Genomic DNA, 12,283 nt, shown 5'->3' on the forward strand with positions numbered 1-12,283 from the left:
CGGTGACCCTACGGCTCGGCACCCGGCGCAGCGCGCTCGCGCTCGCCCAATCCGGGCATGTCGCCCAGGCGATCACCGCGGCCACCGGCATCGCGGTCGAACTCGTGCCCATCGTGTCCGAGGGTGACGTCAACCGCGCCTCCCTCGCGCAGCTGGGCGGCACCGGGGTCTTCGCGACCCGTCTGCGCGAGGCGCTGAGCGCGGGGGAGTGCGATCTGCTCGTGCATTCGCTCAAGGACCTGCCGACAGCATCCGCCCCCGGCCTGCGCATCGGCGCGACCCCGGTGCGCGAAGACCCGCGCGATGTGGTCGTCACCCGCGGGCCCTCGCTCGGGGAACTTCCCGTCGGCGCGACGGTGGGCACGGGATCGCCGCGACGGGTCGCGCAGCTGCACCGTCGCGCCCCGCGGGTCGACATCCGCGATCTGCGCGGAAACGTCGATTCGCGGCTCGGTCGAGTGCGCGAGGGCGATCTCGACGCCGTGGTGCTCGCCGCCGCGGGACTCGCGCGGCTCGGGCTCTTCGTCGACGCGGGGGCGGGCGGGCCGGTGCCGGGCGCCGGATCCGCCGCCGATCTGCACTTCGAGCCTCTGGGACTGGCGGAGTGGCCGACGGCCGCGGGACAGGGCGCGTTGGCCGTGGAGATCCGCGACGACGCACCCGCCGCCGTCCGCGATGCGGTCGCCGCCCTCGAGCACGCCGACACCCGCACCGCCGTCACGATCGAGCGCGCCGCGCTCGCGGGCATCGAGGCGGGGTGTCACGCCCCCGTCGGCATCCACGCCGCCGTCGACGGCGACGAGGCGCGGGTGCGCGCCGTCGTCTACGCCCCGGGGGGAACCGCACGCATCGGCCTCGACCGAACGGAGTCCCTGACGAAGGGGTATATTCGAGAATCGAGCGACGGCAATGGCGCGAACGTCGCCGACAGCGCGGACCCGACCGCGCATGCTGCGCTGATCGGGTCGGCGATCGCACGCCGACTCCTCGAACGCGGGGCCGGCGACTTCGTGTCACGAGAGTCATCGCTATGAACGCACAGGTCGACCACAAGGCGGGAAAGCCCCTGAGCGGATGGCGCGTGCTCGTTCCCCGTGGCGGTCCGTGGGGAGACGGTGTCGCAGCCTCGTTGCGGGCGCAGGGGGCGACGCCCGTCGTGGCGCCGCTGATCAACTTCGCGCCCACGAGCGACCAGGCCACTCTCGACACGGCTCTCGAAGACCTGCGCGCCGGGCACTTCGACTGGCTCACCGTGACGAGCGCGACGACCGTCGACGTGCTCTACGCCCACCGGGTCCAGATCCCGGTCGACACGCGCATCGCGGCGGTCGGCGAGACCACCGCCGCAGCGCTGCAGGCGGTCGGATACCGCGTCGACCTCGTGCCCGAGCGCGACAACTCGGCGGCCGGCATGGCCGAACAGATGATCGCGCTCGAGCCGGAGGCCCGCCGCATCCTCACGCTGCGCAGCGAGATCGCCAAGCCCGTGCTCACCCGCATGCTCGTCGAGGCCGGGCACGATGTGCGGTCGGTCGTCGCCTACCGCACGGTCGGGGTTCCGGTCACCGATCGCATCGCGAGGGACGTCGCGAGCGGTCGCATCAACGCGATCCTCGTCACGAGCGGATCGGTCGCCGAGCAGGTGCACCTGCAGTTCGCCGACATCCCCGCGCAGACGGTGATCGCCGCGATCGGTCCCCGCACCGCGAAGGACGCCCGACGGGCCGGGCTCGACGTCGACGTGATCGCCGAGAGGCAGACGGTCGGCGCGCTCATCGAGGCCGTGTCCCGGCTCGCCCTGCCCCACGCCGCCGACGAGGTGCAGCTGTGACGTTCCCGACGCATCGTCCTCGGCGTCTGCGCCAGTCGCCCGCGGTGCGCCGGCTCGTTCGCGAGACGCACGTGCTGCCCTCCCAGCTGATCCTGCCGATGTTCGTGCGCGAGGGCATCGACGACCCGCAGCCCGTCTCGTCCATGCCCGGAGTCGTGCAGCACACCCTCGACTCCCTGCGCGGGGCGGTCGCGGATGCCGCAGCCGCCGGCATCGGTGGAGTCATGCTGTTCGGGGTGCCGGCCAAGCGCGACGCCGTGGGCTCATGTGCGGACGACGAGCGCGGCATCCTGAACGTCGCCACCCGTGCCGTCGTCGCGGAGGTCGGCGACGCGCTGGTCGTGCAGACCGATCTCTGCCTCGACGAGTTCACCGATCACGGGCACTGCGGGGTGCTGGATGCCGCAGGCCGTGTCGACAACGATGCGACCCTCGAGCGCTACGCGTCGATGGCGCTGTCGCAGGCCCGCGCCGGCTCGGCCATGCTCGGCCTGTCGGGCATGATGGACGGTCAGACGGCGGTCGTGCGCCAGGCGCTCGATGGCGCGGGCTTCGCCGACACGCTGATCCTGGCGTACTCGGCCAAGTACGCGGGTGCGTTCTACGGCCCCTTCCGCGAGGCCGTCGACTCGCAGCTCACCGGTGACAGGCGCACCTACCAGCTCGACCCGCCGAATGCGCGGGAGGGTGTGCGCGAAGCGCTCGACGACGTCGAGCAAGGTGCCGACATCGTGATGGTCAAACCCGCCCTGCCCTACCTCGACGTGCTCGCCGACGTGCGTGCTGCCGTCGACGTGCCGGTGTGGGCGTACCAGGTGTCGGGAGAGTACGCGATGATCGCCGCCGCGGCCGCCAACGGGTGGATCGACGGGCGCGGTGTGATGCTCGAGTCGCTGCTGGCGATCCGGCGCGCGGGTGCTGACGCCATCCTCACCTACGCCGCCGTCGAGGCCGCGGGCTGGCTGCGCGAGTCGCTCTAGCGGGTGTGTGCGCCGGCGCCGCCGGACCCGGCCGCGTCCGATTGTCTGCGTCCGTGTCGTTGGGGCGTCAGAACTGCGTTGGGGCGTGCTGCTCCGCGCCCCAACGTCGCCCCGACGCCCCAACGTCGCCCCGACGCCCCAACGGCGCCCCAACGTCGCCCCGACGCCCCAACGTCGTCGCCGACGGGCATTCGAGCGCGTGCGGCGGGGGAGAATGGAACCCATGACCGACCGCAATGACGAGTTGTTCGCGCGCGCCCGCACCGTGATCCCCGGCGGGGTCAACTCCCCCGTCCGGGCGTACGGATCGGTGGGTGGGGCGCCGCGGTTCCTCGCGTCGGCGCGCGGTGCGTATGTGACGGATGCCGGGGGCCGCGAGTTCGTCGATCTCGTCGCATCGTGGGGCCCGGCGCTGCTCGGTCACGCGCATCCCGCCGTCGTCGAGGCGGTTCGTGAGGCCGCGACCCGTGGGCTGTCGTTCGGCGCCCCGACCGAGGGAGAGGTGGAACTGGCCGACCTGATCGCCCACCGCGTCTCGGTGGGCGAGGATCGCCCCGTCGAGAAGGTGCGCCTGGTCTCCACAGGCACGGAGGCCACGATGACGGCCATTCGCCTGGCCCGCGGCTACACGGGCCGCGACCTCCTCATCAAGTTCTCCGGCCACTATCACGGCCACTCGGACGGGCTGCTCGCCGCCGCGGGATCGGGCCTTGCCACCCTCGGCCTTCCCGGCTCCGCGGGAGTGCCCGCCCCGGTCGCGGCGCAGACCCTCGTGGTGCCCTACAACGACCTCGGCGCCGTGCGCGAGGTGTTCGCGGTGCACGGCGACCGGATCGCCGCGATCATCGTCGAGGCCGCCGCCGCCAATATGGGCGTCGTCGCCCCGTTGCCGGGCTACAACGCCGCCCTCGCCGACATCGCCCACGAGCACGGGGCCCTGCTCATCATCGATGAGGTGCTGACCGGCTTCCGGGTGCACCCCGCCGGCTACTGGGGCCTCCAGGCCGAAGCCGGTGAGCGGTACACCCCCGATCTGTTCACCTTCGGCAAGGTCGTCGGAGGGGGCATGCCGCTCGCGGCGCTCGGTGGGCGGGCCGATGTGATGGACCGCCTCGCCCCGCTCGGACCCGTCTACCAGGCGGGCACCCTCTCGGGCAATCCACTCTCCGTCGCGGCGGGTCTTGCGACACTTCGTCACGCCGACACCGGGGTGTACGCGCGGGTCGACGCGGCAGCATCCACCGTGGCCACTGCTCTCGGCGAGGCCCTCTCGGCCGCCGGCGTCGAGCACGTCGTGCCGCGGGCCGGCAGCCTCTTCGGTGTCGCCTTCGCCGCGGTCGCGCCGCTCGACAACGACGGCGTGCAGGCGCAGCAGGCATGGCGCTATCCGGCGTTCTTCCACGCGATGCTCGATGCCGGCGTCTCGCTGCCGCCGAGCGTCTTCGAGGCGTGGTTCCTCACCGCGGCGCACGATGACGAGGCCCTGGAGCGCGTGCTCGGCGCCCTGCCCGCCGCCGCGCACGCGTCCGCCGCCGCAACCCCGCCCGCAGCATGAGCCGTCGGATCGTGGTGCTCGCCGGCGGCGTCGGTGGGGCGAAGTTCTCTGTCGGGCTGCGGGGCCTGCTGCGCGCCGCCGAACCCGATGCGCGCATCACGATCATCGCCAACACGGGCGATGACATCTGGATGACCGGGGTGCGGCTGCAGCCCGACATCGACTCGCTGCTCTACGCCCTCGCCGGTGTCAACGACGCCCAGCGCGGGTGGGGTCGGGCGGGCGAGAGCGAGCGGGTCGCCGAGGAACTGCACGCGTGGGGGGCCGGGTGGCCGTGGTTCACGCTCGGCGACCTCGACCTGGGAACCCATCTCGCGCGCACCGGCTGGCTGCGCGAGGGCATCGGCGCCGCCGAGGTCGCCCGCAGGCTGAGCGCGCGCTGGCCGCTCGGCGCGGAGATCCTGCCGATGACCGAGGCGGAGGTCGACACGATCGTCACGGTGCGCGAGGGTGCACAGGTGCGCGAGATGCACTTCCAGGAGTGGTGGACGCGCCATCGCGCGGCGCTCGAGCCCGTCCGCTTCGACAACCCCGGGATCGCGGCCGCGCCGCCCGCACCGGGTGTCGCCGAGGCGATCGCGCAGGCCGATGTCGTGCTCGTCGCCCCCTCGAACCCCGTGGTCTCGATCGGTCCGATCCTGGCCGTGCCCGGCATCCACGAGGCCCTGCGCGCCACCTCGGCCGCGGTCGTCGGGGTGTCGCCGATCATCGGGGGCTCGGCTGTGCGCGGTATGGCCGAGGTCTGCCTGCGGGCGGTCGGCGTGGAGTGTTCGGCGTCGGGCGTCGCCGGCATGCACGGGGCCCGCTCGGTCGGCGGGGTGCTGGATGGGTGGCTCATCGCCGAGGAGGACGCGGAGCTCGCACCCGCGGTCGAGGCCCTCGGCATCCGTTCGCGTGTCGTGCCGCTGTGGATGTCGGATGCCGACACCTCCGCGCGGCTCGCGGCCGACGCCCTCGCGCTCGCCGCGGATCTCGCGCGCTGACGCCCGCCGCGCCGCGCTGCACTCGCTGACGCCGCGCCGCGCTGCCCGCCCATCCCCCGCGGCACACGTCCCGGGTCTGTCGCGGCCGCTGCGGGGCCGAACCCACATTTTTGCAGCGAGCCACCACGGGACGAATGGTGGCTCGCTGCAAAAATGTGGGTTCGCATGCGGACCGCTGGCGCGGGCCGCGGGCGGCCGTCAGGCCGCGGCAGCCCGGGCGAGCAGCCCCGCGGTGTGCTCGCCCAGCCCGAACTCCGCCGCTCGGGCGAGGTGTGCGGCGGTGTCCACGTCGCGGCGCAGCGTCGACTGATGATCGATCGGCAGCGCGGCGCATCCGAGCGCGAGGTGCCGGGCGTACGAGTCCGCACCGAATGCCGTCGCCAGATCGACGCCGACCGATGCGGTGACGAGGGTCGATCCTGTGCCCTCGGCATCCGCCACCACACCCCGCGAGCGCGCGGCGGCGAGGGTCAGCGCCTCGTCGAGATCGGAGGGTCGCAGCGCCGGGAGATCGCCCAGCAGCACGGCACGCGGCCGCGCCGGATCGATGGATGCCGCACCGCGTTCGATCGCGCCGGCAAGGCCCCGCGCACCTTCTTCGGCGACGACCCGCACTCGCGGCAGCGCCTCGACACCGCGGGTGAGCGGCGCGTCGTCGGTCACGACGACGACGTCGGCGACCCGCGTCGCTGCAGCCGCCGCGCGCACCGTGTCGATCGCGATCGCGCGCACCAGCTCGACGCGGTCGATCGAGCCGGCACCCAGCAGCGACACATCGAGCCGCGATTTGCCCAGCAGCGCGGGCTTGACCGGAACGACGATCGACCAGGCCGCGCGGCGCGCGGTCGTCATGCGCCGATCCGGGCCCGCAGCCGGGGCAGCACCTCCGCGCCGTAGCGGCGCAGGAAGCCCTCCTGGTCGTGGCCGGGGTCGTGGAACACCAAGTGCCGGAAGCCCAGGTCGAGGTAGCGCTCGATCGCGGCGACGTGCTCCTCGACGTCGTCCGAGACGATGAAGCGGGATGCTGCTCGCTCGATCGGCAGCTCGCCCGCGAGCCGCTGCATCTCGATCGGATCATCGACCCCCATCTTCTCCTCCGGCGACAGCGCGAGCGGGGCCCAGAAGCGGGTGTTCTCGAGGGCCTGCGCGCGGTCCGGGTGCAACGAGACCTTGACCTCGATGAGCGTGTCGATGTCGTCGCGCGTGCGTCCGGCTTTGCCCAGACCCTCATCGAGCGCGGGCAGCAGGGTCTCGGTGTACAGCTCGGGCTTCTTGCCGCTGGTCGTGATGTAGCCGTCCGCGATGCGGCCGGCGAGGCGCGTGGCGGCGGGCCCGGAGGCGCCGATGTAGATCGGCACGGGGTTCTGGGGCCGGTCGTAGATCGTCGCGTTCGCGGTGGAGTAGTAGGTGCCGTCGAACGTCACGCGATCCTCCGTCCACAGCTTCTGCATGAGGGTGATCGCCTCCTTCATGCGCTGGAACCGCTCCGGCGGGTCGGGCCAGTCGAGCCCGAGCGTCACCTCGTTGAGGGCCTCGCCGGTGCCGACGCCCAGGATGACGCGGTCGGGGTAGAGCGAGCCGAGGGTCGCGAACGCCTGCGCGACCACTCCCGGGTGATAGCGGAAGGTCGGAGTGAGCACCGACGTGCCCATCAGGATGCGCGAGGTGCGCGAGCCGAGGGCGCCGAGCCACGGGATCGCCGCCGGGGCATGGCCGCCGTCGTGCATCCACGGCTGCATGTGGTCGGAGACGAAGACGGAGTCGAAGCCCATCTCCTCGGCGAGCACCGAGAACTCGAGCAGGTCCCGCGGGGTGAACTGCTCGGCCGAGGCCTTGTATCCGAAGCGGATGGGAACGCTCATGATGCTCCTTCCAGAAGCCCCGACGGGGCGGGTTCGAAGTCGTCGGCGCCGATGCGCGCCAGACGGTCGCGGAACGCCTGCACGGTGCCGGGCCACAGCAGTGTGAGCCGGCCGCTGCGTTCGTCGACGTACCAGTTGCTGCAGCCGTCGGCGACCCAGGGGGTGCCGGCGCTGCGGCTCTCGATCTCGCGCGTGTAGGCGCGCTCTGCCTCGGGGCGCACCCGCACGGGGGCATCGCCGCGGGCCGCGAGGCGGCGCACGACGAATCCCGCCTGCTCCTCGGCCATCAGGACCGCGGAGTTGTGTCCGAGCGAGGCGTTGGGGCCGTTCAGCACGTAGAGATCGGGAAAGCCGGTGACAAGCGTCGAGCCGAGAGAGGTCATCCCGCCCGACCAGTGCTCGGCGAGGGTCAGGCCGCGCTCGCCCTCGACGAGGTCGGCGTAGGGCTGCCGGGTGGTCTCGAATCCCGTCGCGAGCACGAGCGCGTCGGCCTCGTAGGCCGCACCGCCGGCGGCGATGAGCGTGTGCCCCTCGACGCCGACGAGGGCCGAGGCCTCGAGTGCGACCGCGCCCGACGCGAGCGCGGGGTAGAAGTCGTCGGAGAGCAGCACGCGCTTGCAGCCGAACGGATAGCGCGGGGTGAGCGCATCCCGCAGCGCGCGGTCGGGCACCTGCGCGGCCAGGTGTGCGAGGGCCGCGGCGCGGGCGCGCGAGGCGGCCTCGGCATCGCCCGAACGAGAGGCGAAGCGGGCCTCTCCCTCGATCAGCAGGTCTTCGCGGAGGCGAGCGAGGGCGTCGGGATCGCCGGCGAGCGCCCGCTGCTCTGCGGGGCCGTAGGCGGCTCCGCCGCGGGGGAGGATCCAGGCCGGCGTGCGCTGGAACAGTGTCACGCGCGCGCCCCGGCGCACGAGTTCGGGCACGAGCTGCACGGCGCTGGCGCCGGTGCCGACGACGGCGATGCGCCGCCCGGCCAGCGGCATGTCGTGATCCCAGCGTGCCGTGTGCACGACGGGGCCGGGGAACGAGGCGAGGCCCGGCAGGTCGGGCAGGCGCGGCTGGGTGAGACGACCACACGCGAGCACGAGCGATTGCGCCTCGAGCGTGCGGGGTCGGCGCGCGCGCGTTCCGTCGCCGCCGATCTCGATGCGCCAGGCGTCGCCGGTCCAGCGGGCGCAGCGCAGCGGGGAGCGGAACCGGATGCGCTCGTGCAGTCCGCTCTCGTGCGCGACCGCGCGCAGGTACTCCTGGATCTCGCCGCCCGGGGCGAAAGTGTGCGACCAGTGCGCGCGCGGATGCTCGGCGAAGCGATAGAGATGCGCGGGCACGTCGCACGCGATGCCGGGGTAGGTGTTGTCGCGCCACGTGCCGCCGACCTCCTCGGCGCGCTCGAGCACGGTGTAGGACCCGTGGCCCGCCCGCTGCAGGGCGAGGGCCATACCGAGGCCGGCGAAGCCCGCCCCGACGATCGCGACGTCGACGTCGGTCATGACGACCCGCCCGCCCGCACGGGCTCGCGGTAGTCGGTCGTCCGCACCCGCAGCGGACGGAAGAGACCGCCGCTGATCCGCGCCGCCCGCTCCAGGGTCATCTCGCGCCCGTACTCGACACCGACCCGCGGCAGCACTCGGCCATCGCGTAGCGTGCCGCCGAGATCGTCTGCGCCCGAGCGCAGCAGGGTCTGCACGGTGTCGTCATCGAGGCGCGGCCACGGCACCTGCACGTGCGGGATCGTCCCCGACAGCATCAGCCGCGCGACCGCGAACATCGCGCGATGCTCGTCGATCGCCGGGCGTCCGGGAACGAGGGCGACACCGTGCCCCGGCAGGGGGATCGGCACGATCTCGGTGAAACCGCCGGTTTCGGTCTGGATCGCCATCAGCCGACGCAGGTGCGCGACTCGTTCGGCAGCCGTCTCGACGTGGCCGTAGAACAGCACGGATGTCGAGCGGAATCCTGCGCGGTGCGCGGCCGTTATCACCTCGACCCAGCGCGGGGTGGCCAGGTCGTCGGGCGCGACGAGGGGGCGCACCCGCTCGCTGAGGATCTTCACGCCCGTGCCCGGCACGGTGTGCACTCCCGCCTCCCGCATCGCCGCCAGGGCGTCATCGAGACCCATCCCGGTGCGCCGGGCGAGATCGTCGATGTCGGCGGGGCGGAACGCGTGCAGATGGATGCCGGGCCCGGCGTCGCGGATCGTCCGGGCGATCTCGAGCGCGGCATCCGGGGCCTCGCGCGGGTCGACCAGGCCCTGGACGCAGAGCTCGCTCACGCCGAGGTCGCGTGCGTCGCGGACGATCCCGGTGAGATCGCGCAGGTCGAAGGTGTCGGGCTCGCCGGCGGGCCTCGCGCGATAGGCGCTCGAGGACACGTTGCGGTTGTCGACGATGCTCACCGCCTCTCCCGCCGTGAACCGCCGGAGTTGGTCGGCCGTCTCGGCCAGCGCGTCGAGCGCCGTGCCCGTCGCCTCGAGCAGCGCCACCCATTCGGCGTCGTCGAGGGCCGCGGGATCGTCGGCGGCGCGCGAGACCAGGTCGGCCGTTCGGCTCGCGGGGTCACCGCGGCCCGCGCGAGGGGCGCGGCGTGTGGCTGTCGAGGCGGGCGCGTCCTCGGCCGCGAGCCCCGAATCGGGATCGGCGAGAGCGAGGGTCGCGGGGATGATCTCGGGATCGAGCCAGAGGGCGGCATCCCGGATGTACTCGGGGTGGGCGGTCAGGCGTTCGCGCAGGACGAACCCCAGGTCGGCCGTGCGTGCGGTGAGGTCGTCGAGGTGCGGCCAGGGGCGCTCGGGATTGACGTGGTCGGCGGTGAGGGGGGAGACGCCACCCCAGTCGTCGGCTCCCGCGCGGACGAGGAGCTCGAACTCCGCCGGGTCGGAGAGATTGGGCGGCACCTGGATGCGCATGTCGGGCCCGAGCACCAGTCGTGCGACGGCGATCGCCGCGGCGTATTCGCGCAGATCGGCGTCGGGTGCGCCCTGCATGGCGGTGCGGGGCTTGGCGCGGAAGTTCTGCACGATGACCTCTTGCACGTGCCCGTGCCGCTCGTGTGCGTCGCGGATGGCGATGAGCGACTCGGCACGATCCCGCAGGGTCTCGCCGATGCCGACGAGGATGCCGGTGGTGAAGGGCACGCGGGCGGTGCCGGCGTCGTCGATCACCCGCAGTCTCACGTCGGGATCCTTGTCTGGGGAGCCGAAGTGCACCTGCCCCGGCTCCTCGCAGGCCGGTCTCGCGACGCACGAGCCGGGCCATCGCGGCGACGTAGTCCAGCGTCGAGGCGTAGCCGTGGGCATCGAGCCAGGTGCGGGCCTCGGGCCACCGCTGCTCGGGGCGGTCGCCGAGCGTGAACAGCGCCTCCTTGCAGCCGAGGGCGGCGCCCCGCCGCGCCACGGTCAGCACCTGCTCCGCGCTCATGTAGAGCGGCTTGTGGGCCCGCAGCAGCTGCCCGGGGGTGTCGACGAAGACGCAGTAGTGGCAGCGGTCCCGGCAGAGCGTCGTGACCGGGAGGAACACCTTCCGCGAATAGGTCAGCACCCCGGGGCGCCCGGCCCGGCGCAGTCCCTCGTCGCGGACGGCTGCCGCCGCGTCGAGCAGTGCATCGAACTCGTCGCCCGCGGCGGTCAGCAGTGCCTCCGCGTCGGCCGCGTCGAGGCGGCGCGTTGCGAGGGATTCCATCGCTCCATCCTCTCACCGCACGGTCATGTCTGACGCGTATGTGACGACCGTCAGATATGCGTCACAGAAATGTCATGGCGGGGAAACGCCCCCGACACCTCGTCCGCTCGCTCCGTCGGCATCGAGCGCATCGCCGCGGCGTAGCCCTCGGCATACGCCTCGGCGGCGCCCTGGCGGAACATGTCCTTCTCCGGAGGGCGGACGATCGAGCGCGCGCCCGGCAGATCCAGATCGCCCACAAGGTCCGCGCGTCCCCGCACCACCGCGACGGGCCGCCCCGAGGTCTTGCCCTTGACCAGATCGGTCGCGGCGGCGAGTTCGTCGGCGACGCACGGCTGGGTGACCACGAGGGCCCGCCCCTGTGCGTCGACGCCGCCGCGCAGGTCTTCGAACACGTGCACCCCCGCCGCCCCGATCGCGCTGTCGGTCTGCCCCTCGCGCCACGCGCGGCCGAGGGTGTCCGAGATCAGCACGCCCACGGTGACGCCGCGAGCGGAGCGCAGCCCCTCCGCCAGGCGGCGGGCGGACGCATCCGGGTCTTCGGGAAGCAGGAGGACGGTGCCCTCGGGTGTGTTGCTGGCATCGACGCCCGCCGCGGCGGACACGATCCCCAGGTGATTCTCGACGATGCGGGTGGTGTGCTCGCCGTGCGTGCGTGCGGCGACAAGGCGCACCGTCTCGGCGGTGATCGCGTGCTCGCGGTCGGTCGCCTCGACGAAGCGTCCCTCCGCCTTCGACACGATCTTGGACGTGACCACGAGGATGTCGCCATCGCGCAGATCGGGCCCGGCGGCGTCCGCGATGAGGGCGACGAGATCGGCACCCGCCGCGATCTCGGGGATGCCCTCGAGGGCCCAGACCTGCAGCACGTGTCGACTCTACGGGGCGGTGGGGGATCGTTGCCGCACTGTGAGGAAATCGAACAGTGCGCCAGGGCGGGCGCTGGCAGACTGGAGTCATGGTGACCCTGCTGCTCGATTCGGAACGGCTCGAGGTCGCCCTCTCACCGGCCGAGCGGGCGCTTTCGAGGCATCGCGGCAACGTCTACGTCGACCGCGCCCACATCGCGAAGGTCATGCTGACCGACGACGCGTGGATCTGGCTGCGGGGGGTGCCGAGCCCCGGAACCGCCGTACCGAGCGTGCTGGCGATGGGCACCTGGACCTCCGGCACGGGTCAGGATTTTGCCGTCATCCGCGGTCGGCGGCCGAGCGTCGTGATCGACCTCGAGGGTCACGAGAGCTTCGAGCGCATCGTGCTCACGACGCGACACGGAATGCAGCTGATCCAGGCGCTGCGGCTGGACGGCGCCGAGGTGGCCGAGGACGTCGCCGACATCGCGAAGCCGAAGCCGAAGCCGGCCAAGGCCAAGACCCGACCCACGTCGCGACCCGCGGC

12 protein-coding genes are annotated in these 12,283 nt (G+C 72.9%); 7 read left to right on the top strand and 5 right to left on the bottom strand.

Translation table 11 applies throughout. The features are described from left to right. Positions 1-2: 2 nt before the first annotated feature. The 5 genes from hemC to cofD all read left to right on the top strand — a co-directional run bounded on the left by hemC (position 3) and on the right by cofD (position 5,349). Positions 3-1,034 (top strand): hydroxymethylbilane synthase, encoded by a 1,032-nt coding sequence (hemC, locus tag DI573_RS02210; protein WP_292810166.1) that lies wholly within the window; start codon positions 3-5, stop codon positions 1,032-1,034. Further along, entirely contained in the window at positions 1,031-1,831 is an 801-nt protein-coding gene (locus DI573_RS02215; RefSeq protein WP_292810168.1) for a uroporphyrinogen-III synthase, read from the top strand. The genes hemC and DI573_RS02215 overlap by 4 nt, the downstream gene beginning before the upstream one ends. Beyond that, on the top strand, positions 1,828-2,811 hold the full coding sequence (hemB, locus tag DI573_RS02220; RefSeq protein WP_292810170.1) for a porphobilinogen synthase: 984 nt from the start codon (positions 1,828-1,830) through the stop codon (positions 2,809-2,811). Before DI573_RS02215 ends, hemB begins: the two co-directional genes overlap by 4 nt. A 223-nt stretch (positions 2,812-3,034) precedes the next feature. Further along, positions 3,035-4,366, top strand: a complete 1,332-nt coding sequence (hemL, locus tag DI573_RS02225) for a glutamate-1-semialdehyde 2,1-aminomutase (RefSeq protein WP_292810173.1) — start codon at positions 3,035-3,037, stop codon at positions 4,364-4,366. Beyond that, positions 4,363-5,349: a 2-phospho-L-lactate transferase gene (gene cofD / locus DI573_RS02230; RefSeq protein WP_292810175.1), complete on the top strand. Its 987-nt coding sequence runs from the start codon at positions 4,363-4,365 to the stop codon at positions 5,347-5,349. The genes hemL and cofD overlap by 4 nt, the downstream gene beginning before the upstream one ends. Positions 5,350-5,547: 198 nt before the next feature. Here the strand turns inward: cofD and cofC are convergent, their stop codons facing one another. From cofC to cofG, 4 genes are read right to left on the bottom strand one after another with little or no spacing between them, the layout of a single operon-like run. Further along, on the bottom strand, positions 5,548-6,201 hold the full coding sequence (cofC, locus tag DI573_RS02235; RefSeq protein WP_292810177.1) for a 2-phospho-L-lactate guanylyltransferase: 654 nt from the start codon (positions 6,199-6,201) through the stop codon (positions 5,548-5,550). Next, a complete protein-coding gene (gene fgd, locus DI573_RS02240) occupies positions 6,198-7,211 on the bottom strand; it encodes a glucose-6-phosphate dehydrogenase (coenzyme-F420) (protein WP_292810179.1) in 1,014 nt (337 codons plus the stop codon). Before fgd ends, cofC begins: the two co-directional genes overlap by 4 nt. Continuing rightward, positions 7,208-8,698, bottom strand: a complete 1,491-nt coding sequence (locus DI573_RS02245) for an NAD(P)/FAD-dependent oxidoreductase (RefSeq protein ID WP_292810181.1) — start codon at positions 8,696-8,698, stop codon at positions 7,208-7,210. Before DI573_RS02245 ends, fgd begins: the two co-directional genes overlap by 4 nt. Next, the gene (cofG, locus tag DI573_RS02250) at positions 8,695-10,380 is read right to left on the bottom strand and encodes a 7,8-didemethyl-8-hydroxy-5-deazariboflavin synthase CofG (RefSeq protein WP_292810183.1); all 1,686 of its coding nucleotides are present in this window, start codon (positions 10,378-10,380) and stop codon (positions 8,695-8,697) included. Before cofG ends, DI573_RS02245 begins: the two co-directional genes overlap by 4 nt. A gap of 115 nt (positions 10,381-10,495) precedes the next feature. Between cofG and DI573_RS02255 the strand changes: the two genes are divergently transcribed. Next, the gene (locus DI573_RS02255; protein WP_292810185.1) at positions 10,496-10,918 is read left to right on the top strand and encodes a hypothetical protein; all 423 of its coding nucleotides are present in this window, start codon (positions 10,496-10,498) and stop codon (positions 10,916-10,918) included. A 17-nt stretch (positions 10,919-10,935) separates the two neighbouring features. Here DI573_RS02255 and DI573_RS02260 read toward each other — a convergent pair whose 3' ends face one another. Continuing rightward, entirely contained in the window at positions 10,936-11,754 is an 819-nt protein-coding gene (locus DI573_RS02260) for a coenzyme F420-0:L-glutamate ligase (RefSeq protein WP_292810187.1), read from the bottom strand. Between the two features lie 89 nt (positions 11,755-11,843). On the opposite strand from DI573_RS02260, the gene DI573_RS02265 reads away from it, so the two are divergent. Then, on the top strand, positions 11,844-12,283 hold a 440-nt coding region (locus DI573_RS02265), incomplete at its 3' end, for a hypothetical protein (protein ID WP_292810189.1).

The organism is Microbacterium sp. (assembly GCF_003248605.1).
GTDB lineage: Bacteria > Actinomycetota > Actinomycetes > Actinomycetales > Microbacteriaceae > Microbacterium.

Excerpts from the sequence above, each read along its gene's own strand:
- hemL (WP_292810173.1), top strand. The coding sequence starts at position 3,035 with ATGACCGACCGCAATGACGAGTTGTTCGCGCGCGCCCGCACCGTGATC.
- cofD (WP_292810175.1), top strand. The coding sequence starts at position 4,363 with ATGAGCCGTCGGATCGTGGTGCTCGCCGGCGGCGTCGGTGGGGCGAAG.
- cofC (WP_292810177.1), bottom strand. The coding sequence starts at position 6,201 with ATGACGACCGCGCGCCGCGCGGCCTGGTCGATCGTCGTTCCGGTCAAG.
- DI573_RS02215 (WP_292810168.1), top strand. The coding sequence starts at position 1,031 with ATGAACGCACAGGTCGACCACAAGGCGGGAAAGCCCCTGAGCGGATGG.
- fgd (WP_292810179.1), bottom strand. The coding sequence starts at position 7,211 with ATGAGCGTTCCCATCCGCTTCGGATACAAGGCCTCGGCCGAGCAGTTC.
- DI573_RS02245 (WP_292810181.1), bottom strand. The coding sequence starts at position 8,698 with ATGACCGACGTCGACGTCGCGATCGTCGGGGCGGGCTTCGCCGGCCTC.